Raw genomic sequence first — 25,955 nt, 5'->3', positions numbered from 1 at the left:
TCCTGCCCCCCCCTTCTATGTTGGCCACGGGGGAGCCCGCTTCCAACAGCGTCACTTACGGGGTGGGGGGGTGTGCCCCCGGGGCTCCCGACCCCGCCGAGGCCACCGGCGATCCGGCGGACGCGACGGTCGCGGCGAGCAGAATCGCGGCGACCGTCCCCGTCACGCGCCCGGCCACCCGACGATCCACGGGTCGATCATGCTCCCCCGGGCCGGCCGTGTCAGGCCGCGCCGGTACCGGACTCGGACTTCTCTGCCTTCTTCGCGGCGGGCTTCCGCGCGGCGGGCTTCTTCGCGGCAGGGGTGCCGCCGCGAATCTCGACGATGGGCAGCACCAGCGCGGCCGGCGCGCCGGCGGGCACCACCGGGCTGTTCGGGGCGACCGGGTCCAGTCGCTGATAGCCCTCGCCCTGCGCGGGCCGGGTGTCCTGCTCGCCCTTGTTCGGCCACAGCGACGCGGCGCGCTCGGCCTGCGCGCTGATGGTCAGCGACGGGTTGACGCCGAGGTTGGCCGACACCGCGGCGCCGTCGACCACGCTGAGCGTCGGGTACCCGTACACGCGGTGGTACGGGTCGATGACACCGTGCTCGCGGTCCGCCGCGATCGCGCAGCCGCCGAGGAAGTGCGCCGTCAGCGGGACGTTGAAGACCTCGCCCCAGGTGCCGCCCGCGACGCCGTCGATCTTCTCGGCGATCCGGCGGGTGGCGTCGTTGCCCGCGGGAATCCACGTCGGGTTCGGCTCGCCGTGGCCCTGCCTGCTGGTGACCTTGCGGCGGCCGAGGATTCCGCGCTTGGTGTAGGTGGTGATCGAGTTGTCGAGGTTCTGCATGACCAGGGCGATGATCGTCCGCTCGCTCCAGTTCCTGACCGACAGCATCCGGGCCATCTGCTTGGGGTTCGCGGCAATCACCTTGAGCAGCTTCACCCAGCGTGGCGTGGTGCCGCCGCCGTCGGTCAGCAGGGTCTGCAGCAGGCCCATCGCGTTCGAGCCCTTGCCGTAGCGGACCGGCTCGATGTGGGTGTCGGCGGCGGGGTGGAACGAGGAGGTGATCGCGACGCCCCTGGTCAGGTCGAGCTTCGGGTCGACCTCCAGCTTCGCCGCCCCGAGGATCGCCTCGGAGTTCGTCCGGGTCAGCTCACCGAGCGTCGACGAGAGCTTCGGCAGCGCGCCGGTGTCCTTCATCGTGTGCAGCAACTGCTGGGTGCCCCACGTCCCGGCCGCGACGACGACGTGCTGTGCGGTGTAGGTCTTGTGGTTCTTCCGGACCTTGGCGCCGGTGCGGCGGGTCACCACGTCCCAGGTCCCGTCCGAGGCCTCGTGCAGTCCGGTGACCGTGGTCATCGGGACCACTCGCGCGCCGGCCTTCTCGGCCAGTCCGAGGTAGTTCTTGACCAGGGTGTTCTTCGCGCCGTGCCGGCAGCCGGTCATGCACTCGCCGCATTCGATGCAGCCGGTGCGGTCCGGGCCGGCGCCGCCGAAGAACGGATCCTTCACGGTCTCGCCCGGCTCCCCGAAGAAGACGCCGACCGGGGTCTGGATGAAGGTGTCGCCGACCCCCATGTCGTCGGCGACCGACTTGATGATCTCGTCGGCGGGGGTCATGTGCGGGTTCTGCACGACGCCGAGCATCTTGCGGGCCTGCTCGTAGTGCGGCGTCAGCTCGGCGTCCCAGTCGGTGATCTCGCGCCACTGCGGGTCCTGGAAGAACGACGTCGGCGGCTTGTAGAGCGTGTTCGCGTAGTTGAGCGAACCGCCACCGACTCCGGCACCCGCGAGGATCAGGACGTCACGCAGCATGTGCACGCGCTGGATGCCGTAGCAGCCGAAGGCGGGGGCCCAGAGGAACCGCTTGAGGTCCCAGCTCGTCTTCGCGAAGTCCGCGTCGGCGTACCGCCGGCCGGCCTCGAGCACGCCCACCTTGTAGCCCTTCTCGACCAGTCGCAGCGCGGTCACGCTGCCGCCGAAACCCGAGCCGATGATCAGGACGTCGAAATCCGTTGCACGCTTGCCCATCAGGACACCTCCACCAAGAACTCGTTAGTTACCCGCCAGTATGCACCCTGCGACTGTGACCGATGCCACAAGGGTTACCTAACTGTCACGACAGGTAGCAGAAACAGTAGACGAAGGCCCGGAAGGTTCATCCGAGAATGCGAACGGACCGTGCAGCGCCGCAAAGTGGGCGCCACACGGTCCGTTCCCGCGTGCGGAGGAGGTCAGGCGCGGACCGTGAGTCCGACCTTCTGGAACTCCTTGAGGTCGGAGTAGCCCGACTTGGCCATCGAGCGACGCAGGCCGCCGACCAGGTTGAGCGAGCCGTACGGGTCGTCCGACGGACCGGTGAGCACGCGGTCGAGGGACGGCCGCTCCTCGCCGAAGGAGACCGGCAGCAGCGCACCACGAGGCATCGACGGGTGCGCGGCGGCGGACGGCCAGTACCAGCCGTGCCCGGGCGCCTCCGCGGCGACCGCCAGCGGGGCGCCGAGGACGGCGGCGTCGGCGCCGCACGCGATGGCCTTGGCGAGATCGCCGGAGGTCCGGATGTCCCCGTCCGCGATGACGTGCACGTACCGGCCGCCCGTCTCGTCCAGATAGTCGCGGCGCGCGGCCGCGGCGTCCGCGATCGCCGTCGCCATGTGCACGCCGATGCCGAGGACCTCACCGGTGGTGGTGGCACCCTCGGTGGACCCGTAGCCGACGATGACGCCCGCCGCGCCGGTGCGCATCAGGTGCAGCGCCGTGCGGTGGTCGCTCACGCCGCCCGCGACCACCGGAACGTCCAGCTCCGAGATGAACGTCTTGAGGTTCAGCGGCTCGCTGTCACCGTGCGCGACGTGCTCGGCGGAGATGATGGTGCCGTGGATGACCAGCAGGTCGATGCCCGCCTTGACGAGCGCGGGCGTCAGCGCCCGCGCATTCTGCGGGCTGACCCGGACGGCGGTCGTCACGCCGGCCTCGCGCACCTGCGCGACCGCGGCCGCGAGCAGTTCCGGCTGGATCGGCGCGGCATGCAGCTCCTGCAGCTTCGCGATCGGCGCGTCCGCGTCGGTGTCCGACTCGGCGACCTGGATCAGCCCGGCGATCGCGGCGTCGACGTCGGCGTGCCGACCCCACAGCCCCTCGCCGTTGATGACGCCGAGGCCGCCGCGCTTGCCGAGTTCGATCGCGAACGACGGCGAGACGAGCGCGTCGGTCGGGTGGGCGAGCACCGGGATCTCGAAGCGGTACGCATCCAGCTGCCAGGCGGTCGACACCTCCTTGGAGGATCGAGTCCGGCGCGAGGGGACGATGTCGATGTCGTCCAGCTCGTAGGTGCGGCGGGCGGTCCGGCCCATGCCGATTTCAACGAGGTCGCGCACGCGCGCCCCTTTCTTCGTGGTGGCTGATGCTTGCCTTGGATCTTCGCTGGAAACTATCCCGCGGCGTCAGCGCGCGGCGTAGTTCGGCGCTTCCACCGTCATGGTGATGTCGTGCGGGTGGCTCTCCTTGAGGCCCGCCGCGGTGATCTGCACGAACTGCGCCTCCTGCAGGTCCTCGATGGTCTCGGAACCCGCGTAGCCCATCGCCGCACGCAGTCCACCGGTGAGCTGGTGGATGACCTGCGAGAGCGGACCACGGAACGGGACCCGGCCCTCGATGCCCTCGGGCACGAGCTTGTCCTCGGAGAGCACGTCGTCCTGGAAGTAGCGGTCCTTGGAGTAGGACTTGCCCTGCCCGCGACTCTGCATCGCGCCCAGCGAACCCATGCCGCGGTAGCTCTTGAACTGCTTGCCGCCGACCAGGACCATCTCGCCGGGCGACTCGGCGGTGCCGGCGAGCAGCGAACCGAGCATCGCGGTCGACGCGCCTGCAGCGAGCGCCTTGGCGATGTCGCCGGAGAACTGCAGGCCACCGTCGGCGATCACCGGCACACCGAGCGGCTTGCAGGCTGCGACGGCCTCGAGGATCGCGGTGATCTGCGGGGCACCGACGCCGGCGATGACGCGGGTGGTGCAGATCGAGCCCGGTCCGACGCCGACCTTGACCGCGTCCACGCCGGCATCGACCAGCGCCTGGGCGCCGCCGCGGGTGGCGACGTTGCCGCCGATGATCTGCACCCGGTCGCCGACCTCGGCCTTGATCTTGGTGATCATCTCGAGCACGTTCCGGGAGTGGCCGTGCGCGCTGTCGACGACGAGCACGTCGACGCCGGCATCGGTGAGCGTCATCGCCCGGGCCCACGCGTCGTCGCCGACACCGACCGCGGCGCCGACCAGCAGGCGGCCGTCGCGGTCCTTGGTGGCGTCCGGGTGCTGCTCGGTCTTGACGAAGTCCTTGACCGTGATCAGTCCGGTGAGCTTGCCCTGACCGTCCACGATCGGCAGCTTCTCGATCTTGTGGCGGCGCAGCAGACCGAGCGCGGCCTCGGCCGTGACGCCCTCGCGCGCGGTGATCAGCGGCGCCGGGGTCATCACCTCGGAGACCGGGCGGTTCTGGTCGACCTCGAAGCGCATGTCGCGGTTGGTGATGATGCCGACCAGTTGGCCATGCTCGTCGGTCACCGGCAGACCCGAGATGCGGAAGCGGGCACACATGGCGTCCACCTCGGCGAGGGTGTCGCTCGGCTTGCAGGTGACCGGGTCGGTGACCATGCCCGCCTCGGACCGCTTGACGGTCTCGACCTGCCCGGCCTGCGCCTCGGTGGACAGGTTCCGGTGCAGCACGCCCATGCCGCCGGCACGCGCCATCGCGATCGCCATCCGCGACTCGGTGACGGTGTCCATCGCGGAGCTCACCAGCGGCACCCGCAGACGGATGTCGCGGGTCAACTGACTGGACGTGTCGACCTGGCTCGGGATGACGTCCGACGCGGCGGGCAGCAGCAGCACGTCGTCGAAGGTGAGTCCGAGCATGGCAACCTTGTCGGGGCGGTCCCCTCCGGTACGCACGTGTCCTCCGGAAATACTCATGCGGCTCGGGACCCTTTCCTGAAACTGTGGTGCCCCGCCGTGCAGGGTGTCGTAACCCGCGGCGCGGTCAAGTCGTGATTGCTTCGGGTCTGGGAAGAATGCTCGATCGAGGGCGAACTATTCCCTCAGCCCGCCCACAATGGTATCGGCTGTACGACCATGCGAGCGAACGCGGTGACCGATCCGCTGGCGCAGACCCGCCTGCGCTGCGTACCGTGGGACCTGTGCGAGATCAACTGCCCCCCGGTCTGCCGCCGGACCCGTTCGCCGGTGACCCCGCCGACCCCTCCGCCGCGCTCGACGCGATCGAGCCCGGTCAGCCGCTGGACCCACACGAGCGCCTTGCCGTCGAAGAGGACCTCGCGGACCTCGCCGTCTACGAGGCGCTGCTGGGCCACCGCGGTATCCGCGGCCTCGTGGTCTGCTGCGACGACTGCCAGCAGGACCACTACCACGACTGGGACATGCTGCGGGCGAACCTGCTGCAGCTGCTCGTGGACGGCACCGTGCGACCGCACGAGCCGGCCTACGACCCGATCCCCGAGGCCTACGTGACGTGGGACTACTGCCGCGGCTACGCGGACGCGTCGATGAACGAGGCGCTGCACGGCGACGGCTTCGACGCCTGACGGCCCGACAGCGAACGAAGAGAACGGCCCGGCAAGGATCCCTTGCCGGGCCGTTCTCTTCGTGCTGGACCGCCTAGGACGGTGTCGCGGGCACCAACGGCCGAGTGTCGACCGACGGCACGGTCCGAACGGTCGTCGACGCGGCGGGTGCGCTGGTCGTGGTCGGCGCCGGTGACTGCGGCTTGGACGGTTCCGTGGTCGGCGGGACCTCGCTCGGTGTCGCGGGCAACGTCGGCGTGACCGACGGGACCGACGGCGTGACCGGCGGGGTTCCGGGCGACTCGCTCGACGGGACGCTCGGCACGGTCGTCGAGGGCAGTCCGGGGACCGTCACCCCGGGCACGACGGGCACGGCGGACACCGACGTGGACTCGCCGGGAGGGGTGGTCGTCGTCGTGGTCGTGGGCGTCGTGGTCTTCGCGACGTCCGCCATCAGCCGGTCGTGCCAGGCGTTGAGCTCGTCACGCTTGTCCGAGTCGTTGACGTCGCCGGCCCGCTTGCTCGCGGACTGCAGGACCGTCATGGCGGCCTGGGTGTCGCCGGCCTTGATCAGCCGCTCGGCCTCCTGCAGGTTCGACGTGGTGTCGATGCCGGCCACGGTGGAGTTCGCTCGCTCGGTGAACACGACCTCCTTGACCTTCCACAGCGGGTCGCCGGGCTGGGCGTTGTAGGAGAACACGGTCACTCCCGCCATCACGACGGCGATCGCGGCGGCCGCGCCTGCGATCGGTCGCAACAGGCGCAACCGGCCGGTCCCCCCGGAACCGGGCGCGAGTTCCTCGTTCACCGCCGCCACGACCTCGTCGAGGCTGGGTTCGTCGGGCAGTGCGGGCGTGACGATCTCGGCCCGCCAACCTGCCAGCAGCATCGCGAGGCGGTACTCCTCCGGAGTCTCCGTCACGACCTGACCCTCGCCGGAGATCGCGTCGATCAGCGCGTCGTCGCGCTGGACCGCCGCAAGGTCGAAGGGCGTCGAGTCCGTCTCCTCGTCCAGCTCCAGCGGTGCCGGGGCGAGATCGGCGTCGGACGTTGTGCGCCGCGTCCACTTGTCGTTTCCGCTGCGTTTGCTCCCCCTAGCCATACATCTCACCCGCTTTCGCTACTTCGTTCTTCAACTTCGCGAGTGCCCGGTGTTGGGCCACTCGTACTGCTCCGGCAGTGCTCCCCACAGCCACCGCCGTTTCCTCCGCGGACAGACCCACCACCAGCCGCAGGATGACAATCTCTCGATGCTTCTCGGAGAGCGTCGAGAGCAGGGCGTTCATCTGCCTGCTCGTCTCCGAGTCGAGCGCGAGTTTCTCCGGTCCCTCGTCGGTCGATACGACATCCGGAACCTCGGCCATCGACTCGGCCTTGTTTCGGCCGGCATTGCGATGCGCGTCGGCGACCTTGTGCGCGGCGATGCCGTACACGAATGCCATGAAGGGCCGACCCTGATCCCGATACCGCGGCAGAGCGGTCATCACAGCCAGGCACACCTCCTGCGCCACGTCGTCCGCGGAGAGCTGTCCTCTCTCCGCGGCTCCGACCCGTGATCGGCAGTAACGCACGACCATGGGTCGGACACTCTCGAGAACCCGAGCCAAGGCAACTCGATCGCCCTGCGCTGCCGCAGCGACGGCTGAGTCCAACTCCTCGCTCGTACTAGTCATCGTCAGAGAATGTCCCGGCGTTACAGGGGCGCTAGAACGCGGCGCTTCCACCCCGGCGGTGGAACGATTGAAGGATAGCGACAGGGACTCACAGTTCCCTGAATCGCCCGCCCCACCCGGCGATCCGCCGTTCGCACAGCGCCCGGACCGCGGTCGCCTCGTCGCTCGGCTGCACACCGCCGAGCAGCATCGACGCCGCCCACTGCAGTGGCACGAGACCGTGTTCCGCACAGCTGTCGAGCACCCGCGCGGCCGGCCCCGCCGCGGCGGCCGGGTCCGGGCCGGCGCTCTGGGCGGCGGCCAGCAGGAGTGCGGACTTGACCTGATGCCGGACCGATTCCCCGGCACCGGCGAGCTCGAGTGCGGCGGCGGCGTGCCTGCGCCCGGCCTCCGCATCCCCCGTCGCAAGCGACATCTCCGCGTTGACCCAGTGCCACCGGATCCGCTGTCGCCACAACGCCGGGTCGGGGCGGTCCGCCACCGCGCCGCAGCGCTCGAGCAGCCGGAAGCCGAGCGGGAACCGTCCGCATCCGAGCGCGTCCGCGGCCAGCCCGGTGAGTGCATCGCAGCGCGCCGCCGCACTCTCGCCTGCGGGGCCGACACCGGGGTCACCGATCAGGGCCAGCGCGCGCCCGTCGTGACCCGCGGCGAGCGCGTGCCAGCCGAGTTGACGCAGCAGCGAGGCCTCGGTGCTGGCCGCGAGGGAGGCGAGCACCGGTCCGGGACTGCACCGGCGCAGCTCTGCGAGTTCGGCGCGCGCTGCCGCGTAGCGCCCCTGCCCGCCGAGGGCGACCGCACGGAGCCAGTGCCCGCGCGCGTCGGTGGCCGCGGGCAGGTCGGGGGCGCCGGGGGTGTCACCGAACGCGGCGCGCTCGAGCACGGAGTCGGTCATCTCACGACCGCCACTGTGCGGGTCGAACTCGATCGGATACGCGCCCGCGGGCATTTCGGTGCTGCACGGCGTAAGGGTAGGTCCCCGGACGTGCGCCGCGGCGGCGCGGTCGGGTTCCGACGGCACGGCGCCCCGATAGTCGTTCAGTTCGGATTTGTCGAGAGTTTTCCTCGCATTAACATTCGCCACCGCGGAATCGTTCAACCCATTAGTGGTGACCGACGTCTCGGTCTCCCCCATTGCGTTAATCGCATATCGTGCGGCCTCGGCCGCACCGATGCCGTCCGCGACCGCCCGACACATGCATTCGAGGCGGGCGACGTCGCGAGCGGTGTACCTCCGGTGGCTCCCGCTGACGTGGCTCGTCGGCCCGATTCCGTACCGGCGGTCCCAGGTCCGCAGCGTGGACGGCGCCACCCCCAGCCTCGCTGCCAGCGCAGATACCGAGATTGCCGGCTCCGAACCGGCGGCGGGGACCGAAGCTGCGCGCCGCTCTCCGGACTCCGCCGGCGAATCGTCGACCTGGGGCATCGGCCCATCGTCACCCCGCGGGTCCAGGTTTTCAACACGGGGAAAGAATCACGAATGCGTGTCGATTACGTATCTATGTCGATGAACGTGGCGTTAATTCACCGTTCGCGGGGTATGTAAATCACCACTTGAACAACTATTGACTCGATTTCCCGGACACCTCTAACGTGGCTAACGGAAATTGAGAACGCGCCTGAACGACCATCAGGTCGGGGCCCCGAGCCCCGCATACGTCAGGAGATGACATGCCGCAGCCGAATCACCTCCCCGGACCGAACGCCGACATCTGGGATTGGCAAATGCACGGGCTCTGCCGCGGAGTCGACTCCTCCATGTTCTTCCACCCCGACGGGGAGCGCGGACGCGCCCGCACGCAGCGGGAGATGCGCGCCAAGGAGATGTGCCATCGCTGCCCGGTGCTCGCGCAGTGCCGCACCCACGCGCTGAGCGTCTCCGAACCGTACGGAATCTGGGGCGGACTGTCCGAGTCCGAGCGTGAGTCCCTTGCCCGCCGAGGACGCCAGCGCATCGCCTCGTAGTCGGTTCGCGACACCCACACCTGTCAGGGGTGGCCCCACCGTCGCTCGTCGACCGCGCGGTCGCGCCCACCACCTGAACACGCAGGGCCCCGGACGGGATTCGTCCGGGGCCCTGCGTGTGTTCTGCGGCGGTGTGCCTAGTGGCTGTGGCCGTGTCCGTGGCCCTCGTCGACGGCCTGAACCGGCTTCTCGACCACGGCGCTCTCGGTGGTGAGCACCATGCGCGCGACGGAGGCGGCGTTGACGACCGCCGAGCGGGTCACCTTGACCGGGTCCACCACGCCGTCGGCGAGCAGGTCGCCGAAGGTGAGGGTCGCGGCGTTGAAGCCGTGGCCCTTGGGTGCGTCCGCGACCTTCGCGACCACGACGGCCCCGTCGAGGCCGGCGTTGCTGGCGATCCAGAACAGCGGCGCGTTCAGCGCGGCGCGCACGACCTCGACGCCGGTGGCCTCGTCGCCGGACAGCGACGCTGCGAGCCCGGTGAGGACCTGACCGGCCTGGACCAGCGCGGAACCGCCGCCGGGCACGATGCCCTCCTCGACCGCGGCCTTGGCCGCGTTGACGGCGTCCTCGACGCGGAACTTGCGCTCCTTGAGGTCGGTCTCGGTGGCGGCGCCGACCTTGATGACCGCGACGCCGCCGGAGAGCTTCGCGAGCCGCTCCTCGAGCTTCTCGCGGTCCCAGTCGGAGTCGGTGTTCTCGATCTCGCGGCGCAGCTGCGCGACGCGGGTGGCGATGTCGGCCTCGGTGCCGGCACCGTCGACGATGGTGGTCTCGTCCTTGGTGACGACGACGCGGCGAGCGCTGCCGAGCAGTTCCAGCCCGGCCTCCTTGAGCGAGAGGCCCACGTCGGTGTTGATGACGGTGCCCGCGGTCACGACCGCCAGGTCGTCGAGGAACGCCTTGCGGCGGTCACCGAAGAACGGCGCCTTGACCGCGACGGCCTTGATCGTCTTGCGGATGGAGTTGACCACCAGCGTGGAGAGGACCTCGCCCTCGACGTCTTCGGCGATGATGAGCACCGGCTTGCCGGACTCGGCGATCTTCTCGAGCAGCGGCAGGAAGTCCGGCAGCGAGCCGATCTTGTCGCGGTAGAGCAGGATCTGCGCGTCCTCGAGCACCGCCTGTTGTGCGTCGATGTCGGTGACGAAGTAGGGCGAGAGGTAGCCCTTGTCGAACTGCACGCCCTCGGTGACGACGAGCTCGGTCGCCAGCGTCGAGGACTCCTCGACGGTGACGACGCCGTCGACGCCGACCTTGGTCATCGCCTCGCCGACGAGCGCACCGATCTCCTCGTCGCGCGAGGAAACGGTTGCGACCTGCGCGATCGCTTCCTGGCCCTGGACGGGGGTGGCGGCGGCGATCAGCGCCTCCGACACGGCGTCGGCGGCCTTGCCGATGCCCACGCCGAGCCCGATCGGGTTGGCGCCGGCGGCGACGTTCTTCAGTCCGCCGCGGACCAGCGCCTGCGCGAGCACGGTGGCCGTGGTGGTGCCGTCGCCCGCGACGTCGTTGGTCTTGGTGGCGACGCTCTTGACGAGCTGGGCGCCGAGGTTCTCGAAGGGATCCTCGAGCTCGATCTCGCGGGCGATGCTCACGCCGTCGTTGGTGACGGTCGGGCCGCCGAACGCCTTGGCGAGCACGACGTGCCTGCCGCGCGGGCCGAGGGTGACCTTGACGGCGTCCGCGAGCTGGTCGACGCCACGCTCGAGGGCCCGGCGGGCGGTCTCGTTGAATTCGATTTGCTTGGACATGTCGCTTTGCTGCTCCTGGGTGTGGAGGGTCGTCAAACGCGATCCGCCCCGGGTCACCAGTGGTGGGACGCCGGGGCGGATCGCAAGTGGCTTACTTGGAGATGACAGCCAGCACGTCACGCGCCGACAGGATCAGGTACTCCTGGCCGGCGTACTTGATCTCGGTTCCGCCGTACTTGCTGTAGATGACGGTGTCGCCTTCCTTGACGTCGACCGGGATGCGGTTGCCCTTGTCGGTCACGCGGCCTTCGCCAACGGCGACGACGGTGCCCTCCTGGGGCTTCTCCTTGGCCGTGTCGGGGATGACCAGGCCAGAGGCAGTCGTCGTCTCGGCCTCGTTGGCCTGGACGAGGATCTTGTCCTCGAGCGGCTTGATGTTCACGCTCGCCACGATGAGCCCTCCACTTTCAGGGGTTGTTCCGCCCGGGGCTGTTCCCTGGGCGGTTCTTTTCGGTTCCGTACGCTTGCGGCCCCTCGCCAAGCCCCGTCGTCGCGGGTGCCGGAGCTGGGTCAGCGCCAACTAGCACTCTATACATGCGAGTGCCAGCGCTCAAGAGCGGCGGGTGCCGGGACCGTCGACGGAACGACCTCCGACATGAACCCCCTTTGAACGCCCGGTGACAGGGCGATGACCTACAGTCGTCGCCGTGGCGAACATGAACCGACGATCGTTCCTCGGACTGGCAGGCCTGGGCGCTGCGGGCGCGATGGGAGTCGGCGCCTTCGGGCGCGCCCCGTGGGGCACCTGGTACGCCGCCGCCGACGTGCTGCCGGAGGCCCTGGCCGGGACGACCCTCGAGGCCGTCGCGACGCCGATCGGGAGCTCCGGCTACCGCACCCTGACCGCCGGGCCCGGCTGGCCGGTGATCGTGCGCGGCGAGCTGGCCGAGGCCAAGTCGGGCCGCGAGGCGCGCCGCGCGGCGTTGGCATCGTTCGTCCAGATGACCGACATGCACGTGCTCGACGCCCAGTCGCCGATGCGGTTCGAGTACCTGCATCCGTTCACGGGGTCGGCGTTCCGGCCGCACGAGACGCTGACCACTCACGGCCTGGCGTCGCTGGTGTCCCGCATCAACTCGCTCTCCGGCGGGCCGCACACTCGGCGCCGCTTCGACGCCGTCGTCACCACCGGCGACAACACCGACAACAAGGAGCACGCCGAGCTCGGCTGGCTGCTGGCCACCCTCAACGGCGGCACCTTCCGGCCGAACACCGGCGCCCTGGACCGTTACGAGGGTGTCCAGAACTCCGGCTCGGACCTGTACTGGAATCCCGAGTCACCGATCCACGACATGTACAAGAAGGCCGGCTTCCCCGAGATCCCCGGGCTGCTCGGCGCCGCCCTCGCCCCCGTCACCAGCCCGGGCCTTCGCACCCCCTGGTACTGCGTCTTCGGCAACCACGACGACTCCGTCGAGGGCACCGTCCCGAGCGGCATCCCGCCCCTCGAGGCGATGTACACCGGGTCGATCAAGATCGAGGGACCGGACTCCGAGCAGGCCCGCGCGATCGGCAGTGCCGCGAGTTCGGACCCGTCCGCGTTGCCCGCCCTGCTCGCCGCCGTCACCACCCCGCCGCGCATCGTCACACCGGACGGCAACCGGGCGCCCTTCACTCCGCGGCAGTTCATCGCCGCGCACCTCGATCCGAGAAACACCGGACCGGGCCCGGTCGGGCACGGCTTCGCCCCGGACGCCGGCGAGACCGGGGTCGGCTACTACTCGTTCGAGATCGCGCCCGGTGTGGTCGGAATCAGCATGGACTCCACCAACCGCGCCGGCTTCGTCGACGGGTCGCTGGGCGAGGCCCAGTTCCGGTGGATCGAGCACACCCTGCAGTCGGGCAGCAGCCGCTACTACGGCGTGGACGGCCGGCCGGTGACGCAGTCGCGTGAGGACACCTACTTCCTGCTGTTCAGCCACCACACCAGCGACACCATGGACAACCTCGTGCCGGACCCGGAGAACCCGGCCGAGCGCCGCCACTCCGGCGCCGAGCTGGTCGCGCTGCTGCACCGCTTCCCCAACGTGCTGGCCTGGGTCAACGGCCACACGCACGAGAACAAGATCTCCGCGCGTTCCGGGCCCACCCCGGTGCAGGGCTTCTGGGAGATCAACACCGCGTCGCACATCGACTTCCCGCAGCACGCGCGCATCATCGAGGTCGCCGACAACCGCGACGGCACGGTCTCGGTGCTCACCACGCTGATCGAGTCGGACAGCCCGTACCAGGTCGGTCACGGCGACTTCTCGCAGTCCGGACTGGCGTCGCTGTACCGGGAACTGTCCTTCAACGACATTCACGCCGACCCGAAACTCATGGGCGCGTCGAGCGACCACAACACGGAGCTCCTGCTGCCCTCGCCGCGCGCCTGACCAGTGCCGATCCCGATTTCGATTTATTGCATACGAAATGCAAGTAATATACGGTCGTCATCGTGCAGCTGACGCGATTCACTGACCTGGGGCTGCGCGTGATGATGCGCCTAGCCGTCTCCCCAGGAGGCGGCGGCTTGACGACGAGTCAAGTGGCGGATGAGATGGCGATTCCGTACACGCACACGACCAAGGTCGTGCTGCGGCTACGCGAACTCGGCATGGTCGAAGCCCGCCGCGGTCGGGGCGGCGGGCTCACGATCACCGACCGCGCGCGCGCCACCTCGATCGGATGGCTCGCGCGTGAACTCGAGGGCGAAGGCGAGGTCGTGACCTGCGAGGGCGCGACCCCGTGCCCGCTCCGCAGCGCGTGTCGGCTGCGTGGAGCGCTGCGCCGGGCACAGAACGCCTTCTACGAGTCCCTCGACGGCGTCACCGTCGACGACCTGGTCTCGGCCCCCGACACCGTCTCGATTCTCTCGCTCACCGCCAGGCCGGCGGACTGACTAGTCCTCGGATTGGCGGCGCCGCTGGCCCGCCTTGACCGCGGCGGTGATGATCTTCACGCCGACCGCGAGCAGCACCAGGTTCCCGACGATCTGCACCGACACGATCGCGCGCGCGGTCTCGCTGACCGCGGTGATGTCGCCGAAACCCACGGTGGAGAAGCAGACCAGCGTGAAGTACAGCGAGTCCAGCTTCGTGAGCGGTTCGGTGAAGCTGGATGGCGTCACCGTCGAGGTCACCACGTAGATCGTCGCGAACGCGAGCAGGTACGCGGGCAGGGCCAGCGCCAGCGCCTCGACTGCCTGCAGCCCCGGATACTGCGCGTGCACGATCTTCCAGATCTGCCACGCGCACAGGGCCCCCACCAGCGCGAGTCCCAGCAGCAGCCCGCCCAGCGCGGAGGCCGACTGCAGGTTCCACATCGGCAGCAGGAAATACGCGATCACCAGTAGCGACGCCGAACAGACGGGGCGCACCACCGCCCGACGGAGCAGCCGGTTCCGGTCCGCCTTCGGCAGGGCGGCGAAACCGTCAGCGGGCATCGCCGAGGTCCCGCGACTGGCTGACCGTCACGGACAGGCCCGGATCGGTGGCGACGGTCAGCGGCGACGGCAGCGCGCCCCCCGCGATGACGTGTGCACCCAGTGCCGCGATCATCACGCCATTGTCGGTGCACAGTCGCGGCTTCGGGATGCGAAGCGTCAAACCTGCGGCGGCACAGCGCTCCTCGGCGAGCTCTCGGATGCGCGAGTTCGCGGTCGCACCGCCGCCGAGGACGAGGGTGTCCACGCCCACGTCGGTGGCCGCCCGGACGGCCTTCATGGTGAGCACGTCGGCCACCGCCTCCTGGAAGCTGGCCGCGACGTCCGGGATCGAGACCGGTTCGCCCGCCCGCTCCTTCGACTCCACATACCGTGCGACGGCGGTCTTCAGTCCGGAGAACGAGAAGTCGTTGCGCGCGTCTCGCGGGCCGGTCATGCCGCGCGGGAAGGCGATCGCGGTGCGGTCGCCGTCCTGGGCGGCCCGATCGAGCGCCGGACCACCCGGGAAGCCGAGGCCGAGCAGCCGGGCCACCTTGTCGAAGGCCTCGCCCGCCGCGTCGTCCACGGTGGTTCCGAGCTCGACGATCGGCTGCGCGAGATCCTGCACGTGCAGCAGGTGCGTGTGCCCGCCGGAGACCAGCAGCGCCACGCAGGGCGGCATGGGACCGTGCTCGAGGGTGTCCACCGCGACGTGTCCGCCGAGATGGTTGAGGGCGTAGAAGGGCACGTCCCAGGCGGCCGCGTAGGCCTTGGCCGCGGCGGCACCGACGAGCAGCGCACCGGCGAGGCCCGGGCCGATGGTCACGGCCAGCGCGTCCGGCTTGGCGATGCCCGCCTGCGCCAGCGCCCGGCGCATGGTCGGGACGATCGCCTCGAGGTGTGCGCGCGAGGCGACCTCCGGCACCACGCCGCCGTAGCGCGCGTGCTGGTCGACGCTCGAGGCCACCTCGTCGGCGAGCAGTTCACACGTCCCGTCGGCGCGCCACCGGACGATGCCGACTCCCGTTTCGTCGCAGGAGCTCTCGATGCCCATCACGATCATGCCGGCTGCTCCTTCGTCACGTTCTCCGTCGCTTCGCTCGCCCGGCGCTCCCGACGCATGGTGTACGCGTCGGCGCCGCTGGGCTGGTAGTAGTTCCGCCGGGTGCCGAGGATCTCGAAGCCCTCACGCCGGTAGAGCGCGATGGCCGACTCGTTGTCGGTGCGCACCTCGAGGAACACCGGACCGCCGTGAGCTCCGGCGACCCGCAGCAACTCGTCGAGCAGCCTCGATCCGAGCCCGCGCCGCTGGTGCGCCGGATCGACGCCGATCGTGTGCACCTCGGATTCGGGGTCGGATCCGCCGCCCAGCAACGCAATTCCCGCGTAGCCGACGGTCGTTCCGGACTCGTCTCGGGCCACGAAGTAGTGATTGTGCGCATGGGCGAGTTCCGAGCGGAAGGCCTCCGCACTCCACGGCCCGTCCCCGGGGAACAGGATCTCCTCCAGCTCCGCACAGCGAGTCGCGTCGGCCGCCGTCATCGCGACGATGGCGACACTCATCGGGTGCGGTTCGCGATCTCGACCGCGTCGGGGCGTCGAAGATACAGCGGGACAAGCGGTTCCGGTTCCGCCCCGTCGATCAGCGCTTGTCGGGCGACCCGGACGAGCCCGGCGGGCGAGGGCGTCTCGACCGGCTCCACCGGCAGGTCGAACAGGTCCACGTGCGCGGCGGAGCCGGCAACCACGTTCGACGGCAGCGGGTTCACATCGGCCGGTTTGTCCACCGCGGGTCCGGACACCCGGGCACCACCGGAGTACCGCGCCCAGTACACCTCTCGTCGCCGGGCGTCGGTGACCACCAACAGGTCTCGCCCGAGCGCGGCCTCGACGGCGATCGCGTCGAGACTGCACACGCCGTACACGGGAATGCCGAGCGCGTCGCCGAACGCCGCCGCGGTGGCCATCCCGACCCGCAGTCCCGTGAAGGGTCCCGGGCCGCAGCCGACCACGACCGCGTCCAGGTCGCGCGGCGTGTGCCCCGCCTCCGCGAGGCATTCGAGGATGTGCGGCGTCAGCACCTCCGCGTGCGCACGGGCATTGACGGTGACCCTGGTGGACAACGTCGTGGGTTCGTCGCCCACGAGGCGGACGACCCCCGCGGTGACGGCCGGGGTGGCGGTATCGACGGCGAGTACGAGCACGGCTACCGAGGATACCCGCACGTCAGCACGCATCTCGACACGACGACGGCATACCCGGCCCCGCGGCTCTCACTCCTCGCGATAGCCGAGGGCTGCCGAGATCCGTCCGGCGGCACGACGCACGACCGGCACCAGGCCCTGCATCCGCTCGTCCGGCATGTAGGGCGTCGTCGCCGACACGCTGATGGCACCGACGATCCGGCGGGACACGTCGCGCACCGGCGCCGCGACGCAGCGGATCCCGGGCTCGTTGTCCTCGAGGTCCAGCGCGACCCCGGTCCGGGCGTAGCTGCGCATCCGCGTACAGAACTCCTCGAGACCGACGGCGTCCACCGGCGACGCCTGCGCCTGGGCCGCGTCCGCGCGGTACAGCGACTCCCACCGCTCCGACGAGTCCAGCAGCAGCGCCTTGCCGACGCCGGCCCTGGTCAACGGCATTCGGTAGCCGACCCGCGAGCGCATTTCCGCACCCCGAGAGCCGGACAACTTGTCCAGGTAGAGCACCGATCCCCCGTCCTCCACCGCCAGGTGCACGGTGTCGTGCACGTGCGCCGACAGGTCCTCGAGGATCGGGCGCGCGACCATCGGCAGCGGATTGCCGTGCAGCGCCTTGAAGCCGAGTTCGATGAGCGCGGGGCCGAGCGCGTAGCCGCCCACCCCGGTCCGCAGGTAGCCCTCGCGCACCAGCAGCTGCACGAACCGGTGCGCACTGCTGCGGCCCAGCCCGGTGGCCTCGACGACGCCGCGCAGGTCGTGGGCCCCCTCGGACACTGCGCGGATCACCGCCAGTCCACGGGCGAGGGTCTGGGTGCCGGGCGGGATGTCGTCGGTCGCGGTGTCCACTGCCCCAGTATCCCATATATAGGGATACTGTTCGTCATAATGGGAACTGGGGCACATAGTGGTGGCCGTGATCGACAGCACCACGGCACACCCGACACCGCGCCTCGTCGCCCTCGACTGGGGCACGACGTCGCTGCGCGCCTGGCTGCTCGGCGACGACGGACGCATTCTCGACTCCCGCCGCCACGACGACGGGCTGCTCAGCACGACCGCCCGCGACGAGGCCTCGCGCACCGCCCACTTCGCCGCGACCTTCGACCGGGTGTGCGGCGACTGGCTGCGCGCGCACCCCGGTCTGCCGGCAATCGCCTGCGGCATGGTCGGCAGCGCGCAGGGCTGGCACGAGGCCGGATACCTGACCGTGCCGACCGATCTGCGCGCGATCGCCGACGCGCTGTCCACGGTGCGGCACGACCGCGGCGTGCTGCACCTGGTTCCCGGGCTGCGGATGCCGAGCGAACCCGGCGGTCGGGTGCCCGGCGACGTGCTGCGCGGCGAGGAGACGCAACTGCTCGGCGTGCTGCCCGACGGCGACGCCCACCACACGGTCGTGCTGCCGGGTACGCACACCAAGTGGGTCCAGGTCGAGGATCGCAAGGTCACGTCGTTCGCCACCGCGATGTCCGGCGAGCTGTACGGACTGGTCCTCGAGCACGGCATCCTCGGCCGCACCGCCGCCCCTGCCGTCCGCGACGACGCGGCGTTCGCCCGGGGGCTCGCCACGGGTGCGTCCGTTCCCTCGCGCGGCCTGACCGCGGAACTGTTCGGCGCACGGGCGCTCGTGCTCGACGGGCTGCTCGCACCGTCCGCACTGCCGGACTACGTGTCCGGCGTGATCATCGCCGACGAGGTGGCGCACCTGCTGCCGCACCGCGGCGAACACGAGCGGATCCTGTTGTGCGGCACCGCCGACCTGTGCCGACGCTATGCCACCGCGCTCGCCGCGCGCGAGGTGACCGTCGACATCGTCACCGAAGAGGCCTCGGCCCACGGACTGTGGTCGATCGCCCTGTCCGCCGGGCTCGTCGAACCGACCGAGCGCGGCGCGCGCACCCAGAAGGAGCAGCCATGACCATGTCAGCAACCACCACCCGGACCGGTTTGGTGGCGATCCTCCGAGGCATCACCCCGGACGAGGTCGTCGCGGTCGGGGAAGCCCTTGTCGAGGAGGGTTTCCCCGCGATCGAGGTACCCCTCAACTCGCCGGACCCGTTCGAGTCGATCGAGCGGCTGGCAGCAGCCGTCGGCACCGACTGCCTGGTCGGGGCCGGCACCGTGCTCACCGTCGACGACGTGATCCGAGCCCAGTCCGCCGGCTCTCGGATCATCGTCTCGCCCGACGCCAACACCGAGGTCGTCGCCGCGGCCGTGCAGCGCGAGCTGCACCCCTACCCCGGTGTGACCACGCCGACCGACGCGTTCCGGGCGATCCGCGCGGGCGCCCGCAGCCTCAAGCTGTTTCCCTCCGACGCCGTTCGGATCAGCGGCATGCACGCCTGGCAGGCCGTGCTTCCGCCCGAGGTCGAACTGCTTCCGGTCGGCGGAGTCGACGCGCGCAACCTCGCCGCCTGGGCCAGCGCGGGCGCGGGCGGCGCCGGGCTCGGCTCGTGCCTGTACCGCCCGGGGGACGCCGCCGCGGACGTCCGAGTCCGCGCCCGCATGCTGCTGGACATCTGGTCCGAAGCACTGGCCTGACCGAGAACACATCGCCCCGGGCCCACGCCGCGCAGGAGGAACCCCATGAAGATCAGATCGTTGACCACCCACCTCGTCCCGCCGAGGTGGCTGTTCCTGCGGATCGAGACCGACGACGGTCTGGTCGGCTGGGGCGAACCGGTGCTCGAGGGCCGCGCCGCCACGGTCGCCGCGGCGGTGGACGAGCTGTCCGACTATCTGATCGGCCGGGATCCGCGCAACATCGAGGACCTGTGGACCATGCTGTACCGCAGCGGCTTCTACCGCGGCGGCGGCATCCACATGAGCGCGCTCGCCGGCATCGACCAGGCGCTGTGGGACATCAAGGGCAAGGCACTCGGGGTCCCCGCGTACGAACTGCTCGGCGGCCGCGTCCGCGACTCGATCAAGGTCTACTCCTGGATCGGCGGGGACCGGCCGGCCGACACGGCCGCCGCCGCGCGGGAGGTCGTCGACCGCGGCTTCACCGCGGTCAAGATGAACGGCACCGAGGAACTCCAGTACCTCGACACGTGGGACAAGGTCGACCGCTGCGTCGCCAACGTCGCGGCCGTGCGCGACGCGGTGGGACCCGACGTCGGCATCGGCGTCGACTTCCACGGCCGTGTCCACAAGCCGATGGCGAAGGTGCTGCTCCGGGAACTCGAACCGTACCGACTGATGTTCGTCGAGGAGCCGGTGCTCTCCGAGCACGTCGACGGCTTCGTCGACGTGCTCCGGCAGTCGCCGATCCCGATCGCGCTCGGCGAGCGCCTGTACTCGCGCTGGGACTTCAAATCGGTGATCACCTCGGGCGCCGTGGATGTGATCCAGCCCGACCCGTCGCACTGCGGCGGTATCACCGAGGCGCGCAAGATCGCCCACATGGCGGAGGCGTACGACATCGCACTCGCGCTGCACTGCCCCCTCGGGCCGATCGCACTGGCGTCCTGCCTGCAGATCGACGCGGGCTGCTACAACGCCACCATCCAGGAGCAGAGCCTGGGCATCCACTACAACACCGCGAACGACCTGCTCGACTACCTCGTCGACCCGTCCGTGTTCGCCTACTCCGACGGCCAGGTCGCGATCCCCACCGGACCCGGCCTCGGTATCGAGATCAACGAGGACTATCTGGCCGAACGGGCGGCTGAGGGACATCGATGGCGCAACCCGGTCTGGCGCCACGGCGACGGATCGATTGCGGAGTGGTGAGGACGATGACGGTGAACGAGCGAGTCGAACACAGGCCGGCGCTCGCGACGCAAGCGTCACGGGCGCGGCTGCTCATCGCGGTCATGCTGTTCGCGACCGTGGTGATCAACTACATGGACCGCGCGAACCTGTCGATCGCCATGCCGGCGATCGCGCACGAGATGGACCTGTCCAAAGCGCAACAGGGACTGCTGCTCTCGGCGTTCGGATGGACGTACGCGGCAATGCAGATCCCCGGCGGCTGGCTCGTCGACCGGATCCCGCCGAGGGTGCTGTACCCGGCGTGCCTCGCGCTGTGGTCGCTGGCCACCGTGTTCATGGGAGTCATCGGCGGCTTCGTCGCGCTCATCGCCCTGCGGCTGTTCGTCGGCGCGTTCGAGGCGCCCGCGTACCCGATCAACAACCGCATCGCCACGGCGTGGTTCCCCGAACGCGAACGGGCGTCGGTGATCGGTTTCTACACCTCCGGCCAGTTCATCGGCCTCGCCCTGCTCACCCCGTTCCTGTCATGGCTGCAGTCGGAGATGTCCTGGCACTGGGTGTTCGTCGTGACCGGCGTGATCGGCCTGGTCTGGGGCGGCATCTGGTACCTGCGTTACCGGGAGCCACGGGACTCGCGCGCCAACGACGCGGAGATCGAGCTGATCCGGGACGGCGGCGGGCTGGTCGACCTGGCGCAGACGCTGCGCCCGCGCGCCGCGATCACCCGCGAGGACGTGGCGACCGTCCTGGGCCGCCGCAAGCTGTGGGGCATCTACCTCGGACAGTTCTGCCTGACCTCGACCCTGTGGTTCTTCCTGACCTGGTTCCCCACCTATCTGGTCGAGTACCGCCACATGGACTACATCAAGTCCGGCTTCCTGGCCTCGCTGCCGTTCGTCGCGGCGCTCATCGGCGTGCTGTTCTCGGGCGTGTTCTCGGACTTCCTGCTGCGGCGCGGGGTCTCGCTCGGCGCGGCCCGCAAGGGTCCGATCATCGTCGGCCTGCTGCTGACCACCGCGATGATCGGTGCGAACTTCACCGACTCGACGGTGCTGGTCATCGCGTTCCTGTCGGTCGCGTTCTTCGGCAACGGGCTGGCCTCGATCACCTGGTCGCTGGTGTCCGCCCTGGCCCCGGAGCGGCTGCTCGGGCTGACCGGCGGGACGTTCAACTTCATCGGCAATCTCTCCTCGATCGCCACGCCGATCGTCATCGGCCTGCTCGTCACCGACCAGAGCTTCGCCCCGGGATTCGTCTACATGACCGTGGTGACGGCGATCGGCATTGCCGCCTACGTCCTCCTGGTCGGCAAGGTGGAGCGCGTCCGCGACTAGGAGACCCAACCCCACTGCGCGGTGCGGACGTCGGACTCGGGTTCGCGGCGCAGCCGCACCAGCAGGTGCCGGTCGGTCAGGTGCTCGACCACGCCCTCACCCCATTCGACCACCACGACGGCTCCGGCCAGGTCGGTGTCCAGGTCGAGGGCGTCGAGCTCGTCGAAGGTCTGCGCGCTGCCGGCGCGGTCGCCCGCCCCGAGACCGAGCCGATACGCGTCCACGTGCACCATGGCCACCGGCGGCCCGCCACCGGGACGCTCCCCCGCCCGGTGTTCGCGGGCGATGATGAAGGTCGGCGAGCTGACCCGGCCCTGTACGCCGAGGCCGGCCGCGATGCCGCGCGCCAGCGCGGTCTTCCCGGCGCCGAGCGGACCGTCGAGGACCACCAGGTCGCCTGCGTCCAGCTCGCGGGCGAGGCGCCTACCGAACGCCTCGGTGTCCTCGGTGGCCGGCAGCTCGATCGTCGCGTGCATCGACTCAGCCACCGAAACCCACCCGATCCGCGTACTCGCCGTGCGCAGCGGCCCGATTGACGAGCCGGTCGATCGCGTCCGTGACCCGAATCGGGAACTCGAGCTGGACCAGATGGCCCGCGGAGACCACCCGAACCAGTTCCGAGCGGGGCAGGACCGCCGCCATCGCCTCCGACTGCGCGAACGGAATCACCATGTCCGCGTCGCCGCACAGCACCAGTGCCGGCAGGTCGGCGATCACCGGCAGCGCCTCCGACTCGTCGTGCAGCTCGAGCGACTTGAGGAAGTTCACGATGGTCGTGACCGACGTCTCGTTGAGCATGCTCTCCGAGAACCTCATCAGCGAGGGGCTCACGTCGGTGCCGTACGACGCGGCACGCAGGATCGGCGAGATGATCGCCCGGGCGGCGCCGCGGCCGAACTGGACGACCCCGGGCGCGGTGCGGACCGCGAGACGGAACGCGTCGATCACCGGGTTCCGCAGGTTACGGCTCAGTCCTGCTTTGTTCAGGCCCTCGGCCGCGGTGGCGACCAGGCCGACCCCGACCACCCGCGTGCCGAACTGCTCCGGCATCTGCCGGGCCATCGCCAGGATGCTCATGCCGCCCATCGAGTGTCCGACCAGCACCACCGGTCCGGTCGGTGCGACCGCTCGCACCACCGCGTCGAGGTCCCGTCCGAGCTGGCCGATGGTGCAGCTCTCGGGGCTCGGGGTGCCGGAACGGCCGTGGCCGCGCTGATCGTAGAAGACCATTCGCACCGCACTGCCCCAGCGCCGCTCGAGCTGGCGGCGCTGGAAGTGCCAGGAGTCCATCCGCAGGCAGTAGCCGTGCACGAACACGACCGTCAGCGGCGCGTCGGCGGGTCCCACCTCCCGCACCGCCAGCGGGATGCCATCGTCGGCGGTGACCAGGCTGCCCCGGTCCGCGTCCATCAACCCGAAGTCCTCGCGGGCGTGCCGGTCCCGCCTGCCGCGCCGCGGCTGCGCGGGACGATGGGCGACGCTGACGCCTGCAAACGCCCCGAGCACGGTGGCGACGCCGGCGCCACCGATGAGCCCGGCCTTTCCGAACGGCTTCACCGCGCGACCCGCCCGCCGCCGGTGTACGTGCGCACGACGCGTCCGCGCACACCGGTCACCACCTCGTAGTGGATGGTGTCGAGCGCGTCGGCCCAGTCCTGCGCGACGGGTTCGCCGGAGTCACCGGGGCCGAAGAGGATCGCAACGTCGCCCTCGGCGACCGGGCCCGGATCGGCACCGAGATCGACGACCACCTGATCCATGCACACCCGACCGATCTGCGGGTACCGCCGGGATCCGATCTGCACCTCGAACCGGCCGCCGATGGCGCGCGGGATGCCGTCGGCGTAGCCGACGGGCAGCAACGCGACGGTGGTGTCGCGCGGCGCGATCCAGGTGTGGCCGTACGACACTCCGCCGCCCGCGGCGACCTTCTTGACCAGTGCCACGCGCGCGCGGAGCACCATCGCGGGCCGCAGGCCGAACTGGCCGAGCTCGGGCACCGGGGACAGCCCGTACAGCGCGATGCCGGGACGCACCATGTCGAAGCGCAGGTCGGGCCGTGTCAGCGTGGCGGCCGAGTTCGACAGGTGCACCCGATCGGCCTTCAGGCCCCGGCGCGCGGCCTCGGCCACGGCGTGCCGCAGCGCCTCGACCTGGAGGTCGATGACGGGATGGTGCGGCTGGTCCGCGTGCGCGAGGTGGGAGAAGACGCCCCGGAACCGGATCGCGCCCTCCGCCTCGGCTCGGGCGAGCCCGTCGAGCAGTGCGGCCAGCTCGGTCGGCGAGACGCCGTTGCGGTTCAGTCCGGTGTCCACCTTCATGGTGACCTGTGCGGTGGTGCCGAGCTCGCGGGCCGCGGAAACCACCGCACTCAGGTGGCGCGGCGAGGAGACGGCGAGTTCCACGCCGGCCGCGATCGCCGCGGCGAAGTCGGCGTCCGGGGTGTGCAGCCAGGACAGCACGGGCGCCTCGATGCCCGCGGCGCGCAGGTCGAGCGCCTCGTCGATGGTGGTGACGCCGAGTTCGGTTGCGCCGGCGGCCAACGCGGTGCGGGCCACCTCGACGGCCCCGTGGTTGTAGGCGTCGGCCTTGACCACGGCCATCACCGCGGCACCACCCGCGTGCTCGCGCAGCAGTCGCACGTTGTGCGCGACGGCGTCGAGATCGACGAGTGCCTCTGCCTGCGGTGCGTTCCGGTGCGACGGGTCGCCGGCCGGGCGCGGGTTTCCACCCGACCCTGACAATACGGACAAGTCGACACCCGCCCGAAGAGCGAATGCCGCATGGTCGAGCTGCGGAGCGGTAGTCATGGTGTCGTAGATCCTGCCATTTTCAGTTGCCTAGCCAAATGACATCCGTCACTCCGCGGGTCACGGTTTGAGAACCCGCTGCGCCCGCAGGACCCGAACGGCATCCCTGACCTGGGACAACAGGGTTCCGGCAGAAATCGGGGCGGCCGTGTCGGAACCACCGCCCGCCGCGAGCGCGGCGGCCAGCGCGTGGGCGCGGGCCCCCATCGCCGCCGCCGTCGACTGTGTCAGCCCGGTCGCCGTCAACGCGCCGATCATTCCCGCCAGCACGTCGCCCGCGCCCGCGGTGGCCGCCGCGGAGCCGCCTGCCTCGTTGACCAGCACCTGACCGTCCGGGTCGGCGACGACCGTGCACCTGCCCTTGAGCAGGACGCTCACGCCCCACTCGGCGGCGAGGCGGCGGGTATGGCCGATCCTGTCCTCGGCGGGATCGCGACCGGTCAGTCGTTCGAATTCGCCCGCGTGCGGGGTCAGCAGGGTCGGAGCCCGCCTGCCGGACACCAGTGCCGGGTCCGCCGCGAGCAGCGTCAGCCCGTCCGCGTCGACGAGCACCGGCAGGTCGGTCTCGAGCGCGGACCGCAGCACCGACCGGGCGGCCGCGTCGGTGCCGACACCCGGCCCCACCACCCAGGCCTGCACCCTGCCGGCGGCCGCGAACCCGTCGACCGCCACCACCTCGGGCCACCACGAAATAACTTGTGGCGCAGCGGTTCCCGCGTATCGAACCATCCCCGACGTGGCGGCCACCGCGCCGCCCGCGCACAACACGCCCGCGCCGGGATAGTGCGCACTGCCCGCGACCACCCCGACCACGCCCTGGGTGTACTTGTCGTCGGTCGCCGCCGGGACCGGCCAGAGGGCACCGACCTCCGGCGCGGTGAGCGCCCGAATCTCGGCCGCACCCACCCCGAGACCGATGTCGACGAGTTCGACGCGTCCGCAGTGCGGCGCGGCGAGCACGTGCACCGGCTTGAGCGCACCGAAGGCGACGGTGACCTGCGCGGTCACCGCCGGACCGGAGACGGCGCCGGTGTCGGGGTCCACCCCGCTCGGCAGGTCGACGGCCACGATCGGCGCGCTGATCGACTCGACCAGCGCCGCGGCGGCCGGGCGCAGCGGTCCCCGGCCCGAGATCCCGACGATGCCGTCGAGCACGAGGTCGGGCTCTCCGAGACCGGTGTCGACCCGTCCGCCCGCGGCGCGGAACGCCGCCAGCCCGGCCGGGTGCGCTCGGTCCGGCGCGAGCAGCACCGCGCGGACCGCGACGCCGCGCGCGCGCAGCATCGCTCCGGCCCACAGCGCGTCCCCCCCGTTGTCCCCGGATCCGACGAGGAGCGCAACCCTGCGGCCCGCCACACCTCCTGTGCGCGAACGTAACTCGTCGGCCGCGACCCTGGCCAGTCCGTACGCGGCCCGGCGCATCAGCGCGCCGTCGGGCAGCGCGGCGAGCAAGGGTGCCTCGTACCCGCGCACCCGGTCCGCGGTGAAGTAGTCACGCATCGATCGACCGTAACCCGCCGAGTACGACCGCGCGGTCCGCGG

The 25,955-nt window shown here is 70.5% G+C and carries 24 protein-coding genes and 2 pseudogenes; 8 read left to right on the top strand and 18 right to left on the bottom strand.

All coding sequences use genetic code 11. The annotated features are described in order from the left end of the window. Positions 1 to 221 precede the first annotated feature (221 nt). From ACFVH2_RS03195 to guaB, 3 genes are all read right to left on the bottom strand, one after another. Positions 222 to 2,015: an FAD-dependent oxidoreductase gene (locus ACFVH2_RS03195; RefSeq protein ID WP_378427986.1), complete on the bottom strand. Its 1,794-nt coding sequence runs from the start codon at positions 2,013 to 2,015 to the stop codon at positions 222 to 224. A 203-nt stretch (positions 2,016 to 2,218) separates the two neighbouring features. Beyond that, the gene (locus ACFVH2_RS03190; protein WP_378427987.1) at positions 2,219 to 3,361 is read right to left on the bottom strand and encodes a GuaB3 family IMP dehydrogenase-related protein; all 1,143 of its coding nucleotides are present in this window, start codon (positions 3,359 to 3,361) and stop codon (positions 2,219 to 2,221) included. Positions 3,362 to 3,427: 66 nt separating this feature from the next. Beyond that, the gene (gene guaB, locus ACFVH2_RS03185) at positions 3,428 to 4,951 is read right to left on the bottom strand and encodes an IMP dehydrogenase (protein ID WP_378427989.1); all 1,524 of its coding nucleotides are present in this window, start codon (positions 4,949 to 4,951) and stop codon (positions 3,428 to 3,430) included. Between the two features lie 224 nt (positions 4,952 to 5,175). Here guaB and ACFVH2_RS03180 point away from each other — a divergent pair, with 224 nt between their 5' ends. Further along, positions 5,176 to 5,580 carry a DUF5319 domain-containing protein gene (locus ACFVH2_RS03180; RefSeq protein WP_378427991.1) on the top strand — a complete coding sequence of 135 codons (405 nt, stop codon included), beginning with the start codon at positions 5,176 to 5,178 and terminating at the stop codon, positions 5,578 to 5,580. A gap of 73 nt (positions 5,581 to 5,653) precedes the next feature. Here ACFVH2_RS03180 and ACFVH2_RS03175 read toward each other — a convergent pair whose 3' ends face one another. The 4 genes and pseudogenes from ACFVH2_RS03175 to ACFVH2_RS03160 all read right to left on the bottom strand — a co-directional run. Next, positions 5,654 to 6,661, bottom strand: a complete 1,008-nt coding sequence (locus tag ACFVH2_RS03175; protein ID WP_378427993.1) for an anti-sigma-D factor RsdA — start codon at positions 6,659 to 6,661, stop codon at positions 5,654 to 5,656. Continuing rightward, on the bottom strand, positions 6,654 to 7,232 hold the full coding sequence (locus tag ACFVH2_RS03170) for a sigma-70 family RNA polymerase sigma factor (RefSeq protein WP_378427995.1): 579 nt from the start codon (positions 7,230 to 7,232) through the stop codon (positions 6,654 to 6,656). Before ACFVH2_RS03170 ends, ACFVH2_RS03175 begins: the two co-directional genes overlap by 8 nt. A gap of 88 nt (positions 7,233 to 7,320) precedes the next feature. Next, the gene (locus ACFVH2_RS03165; protein WP_378428061.1) at positions 7,321 to 8,124 is read right to left on the bottom strand and encodes a hypothetical protein; all 804 of its coding nucleotides are present in this window, start codon (positions 8,122 to 8,124) and stop codon (positions 7,321 to 7,323) included. A gap of 264 nt (positions 8,125 to 8,388) precedes the next feature. Next, positions 8,389 to 8,655: pseudogene (locus tag ACFVH2_RS03160) on the bottom strand (MerR family transcriptional regulator); the annotation flags it as partial. Between the two features lie 245 nt (positions 8,656 to 8,900). Between ACFVH2_RS03160 and ACFVH2_RS03155 the strand changes: the two are divergent. Next, positions 8,901 to 9,194, top strand: a complete 294-nt coding sequence (locus ACFVH2_RS03155) for a WhiB family transcriptional regulator (protein ID WP_378427997.1) — start codon at positions 8,901 to 8,903, stop codon at positions 9,192 to 9,194. 137 nt (positions 9,195 to 9,331) lie between these two features. Here ACFVH2_RS03155 and groL read toward each other — a convergent pair whose 3' ends face one another. Both groL and groES read right to left on the bottom strand, forming a co-directional pair. Then, entirely contained in the window at positions 9,332 to 10,948 is a 1,617-nt protein-coding gene (gene groL / locus ACFVH2_RS03150) for a chaperonin GroEL (protein WP_378427999.1), read from the bottom strand. Between the two features lie 91 nt (positions 10,949 to 11,039). Next, the gene (gene groES / locus ACFVH2_RS03145) at positions 11,040 to 11,339 is read right to left on the bottom strand and encodes a co-chaperone GroES (protein ID WP_027501788.1); all 300 of its coding nucleotides are present in this window, start codon (positions 11,337 to 11,339) and stop codon (positions 11,040 to 11,042) included. 256 nt (positions 11,340 to 11,595) lie between these two features. Between groES and ACFVH2_RS03140 the strand changes: the two genes are divergently transcribed. Next, positions 11,596 to 13,323, top strand: a complete 1,728-nt coding sequence (locus ACFVH2_RS03140) for a TIGR03767 family metallophosphoesterase (protein ID WP_378428001.1) — start codon at positions 11,596 to 11,598, stop codon at positions 13,321 to 13,323. 62 nt (positions 13,324 to 13,385) lie between these two features. Next, a complete protein-coding gene (locus ACFVH2_RS03135) occupies positions 13,386 to 13,829 on the top strand; it encodes an RrF2 family transcriptional regulator (protein ID WP_378428003.1) in 444 nt (147 codons plus the stop codon). On the opposite strand, the gene ACFVH2_RS03130 is transcribed toward ACFVH2_RS03135, so the two are convergent. The 5 genes from ACFVH2_RS03130 to ACFVH2_RS03110 all read right to left on the bottom strand — a co-directional run bounded on the left by ACFVH2_RS03130 (position 13,830) and on the right by ACFVH2_RS03110 (position 17,455). Continuing rightward, the gene (locus tag ACFVH2_RS03130) at positions 13,830 to 14,372 is read right to left on the bottom strand and encodes a potassium channel family protein (protein WP_378428004.1); all 543 of its coding nucleotides are present in this window, start codon (positions 14,370 to 14,372) and stop codon (positions 13,830 to 13,832) included. It lies immediately after the preceding gene. Then, positions 14,362 to 15,414, bottom strand: coding sequence for a tRNA (adenosine(37)-N6)-threonylcarbamoyltransferase complex transferase subunit TsaD (gene tsaD, locus ACFVH2_RS03125; protein ID WP_378428006.1), 1,053 nt, complete (start codon positions 15,412 to 15,414; stop codon positions 14,362 to 14,364). The genes ACFVH2_RS03130 and tsaD overlap by 11 nt, the downstream gene beginning before the upstream one ends. Continuing rightward, positions 15,411 to 15,914, bottom strand: a complete 504-nt coding sequence (gene rimI / locus ACFVH2_RS03120) for a ribosomal protein S18-alanine N-acetyltransferase (protein ID WP_378428008.1) — start codon at positions 15,912 to 15,914, stop codon at positions 15,411 to 15,413. The genes tsaD and rimI overlap by 4 nt, the downstream gene beginning before the upstream one ends. Beyond that, positions 15,911 to 16,555 (bottom strand): tRNA (adenosine(37)-N6)-threonylcarbamoyltransferase complex dimerization subunit type 1 TsaB, encoded by a 645-nt coding sequence (gene tsaB / locus ACFVH2_RS03115; RefSeq protein ID WP_378428010.1) that lies wholly within the window; start codon positions 16,553 to 16,555, stop codon positions 15,911 to 15,913. The genes rimI and tsaB overlap by 4 nt, the downstream gene beginning before the upstream one ends. A gap of 69 nt (positions 16,556 to 16,624) precedes the next feature. Continuing rightward, positions 16,625 to 17,455 carry an IclR family transcriptional regulator gene (locus tag ACFVH2_RS03110; protein WP_378428063.1) on the bottom strand — a complete coding sequence of 277 codons (831 nt, stop codon included), beginning with the start codon at positions 17,453 to 17,455 and terminating at the stop codon, positions 16,625 to 16,627. A gap of 10 nt (positions 17,456 to 17,465) precedes the next feature. Here ACFVH2_RS03110 and ACFVH2_RS03105 point away from each other — a divergent pair, with 10 nt between their 5' ends. From ACFVH2_RS03105 to ACFVH2_RS03090, 4 genes and pseudogenes are all read left to right on the top strand, one after another. Continuing rightward, positions 17,466 to 18,470 (top strand): 2-dehydro-3-deoxygalactonokinase, encoded by a 1,005-nt coding sequence (locus ACFVH2_RS03105; RefSeq protein WP_378428012.1) that lies wholly within the window; start codon positions 17,466 to 17,468, stop codon positions 18,468 to 18,470. Beyond that, complete coding sequence (locus tag ACFVH2_RS03100) at positions 18,467 to 19,093, top strand: 2-dehydro-3-deoxy-6-phosphogalactonate aldolase (RefSeq protein WP_378428014.1); 627 nt, start codon at positions 18,467 to 18,469, stop codon at positions 19,091 to 19,093. Before ACFVH2_RS03105 ends, ACFVH2_RS03100 begins: the two co-directional genes overlap by 4 nt. Positions 19,094 to 19,135: 42 nt before the next feature. Then, positions 19,136 to 20,287 (top strand): annotated as a pseudogene (gene dgoD / locus ACFVH2_RS03095) (galactonate dehydratase); the annotation flags it as partial. Positions 20,288 to 20,292: 5 nt separating this feature from the next. Beyond that, positions 20,293 to 21,603 (top strand): MFS transporter, encoded by a 1,311-nt coding sequence (locus ACFVH2_RS03090; protein ID WP_378428016.1) that lies wholly within the window; start codon positions 20,293 to 20,295, stop codon positions 21,601 to 21,603. On the opposite strand, the gene tsaE is transcribed toward ACFVH2_RS03090, so the two are convergent. The 4 genes from tsaE to ACFVH2_RS03070 all read right to left on the bottom strand — a co-directional run bounded on the left by tsaE (position 21,600) and on the right by ACFVH2_RS03070 (position 25,913). After that, on the bottom strand, positions 21,600 to 22,079 hold the full coding sequence (gene tsaE, locus ACFVH2_RS03085; protein ID WP_378428065.1) for a tRNA (adenosine(37)-N6)-threonylcarbamoyltransferase complex ATPase subunit type 1 TsaE: 480 nt from the start codon (positions 22,077 to 22,079) through the stop codon (positions 21,600 to 21,602). The genes ACFVH2_RS03090 and tsaE overlap by 4 nt on opposite strands. A 4-nt stretch (positions 22,080 to 22,083) precedes the next feature. After that, the gene (locus ACFVH2_RS03080) at positions 22,084 to 23,160 is read right to left on the bottom strand and encodes an alpha/beta fold hydrolase (protein ID WP_378428018.1); all 1,077 of its coding nucleotides are present in this window, start codon (positions 23,158 to 23,160) and stop codon (positions 22,084 to 22,086) included. After that, entirely contained in the window at positions 23,157 to 24,347 is a 1,191-nt protein-coding gene (alr, locus tag ACFVH2_RS03075; protein ID WP_378428067.1) for an alanine racemase, read from the bottom strand. The genes ACFVH2_RS03080 and alr overlap by 4 nt, the downstream gene beginning before the upstream one ends. 126 nt (positions 24,348 to 24,473) lie before the next feature. Continuing rightward, positions 24,474 to 25,913 carry an NAD(P)H-hydrate dehydratase gene (locus tag ACFVH2_RS03070; protein WP_378428020.1) on the bottom strand — a complete coding sequence of 480 codons (1,440 nt, stop codon included), beginning with the start codon at positions 25,911 to 25,913 and terminating at the stop codon, positions 24,474 to 24,476. Between the last annotated feature and the right edge of the window lie 42 nt (positions 25,914 to 25,955).

This window comes from Rhodococcus sp. NPDC127527 (genome assembly GCF_042672245.1).
Taxonomy (GTDB): domain Bacteria; phylum Actinomycetota; class Actinomycetes; order Mycobacteriales; family Mycobacteriaceae; genus Rhodococcus_G.
The sequence above is the reverse complement of the archived record's forward strand: the minus strand, read 5'-3'. Positions and strand labels throughout refer to the sequence as shown.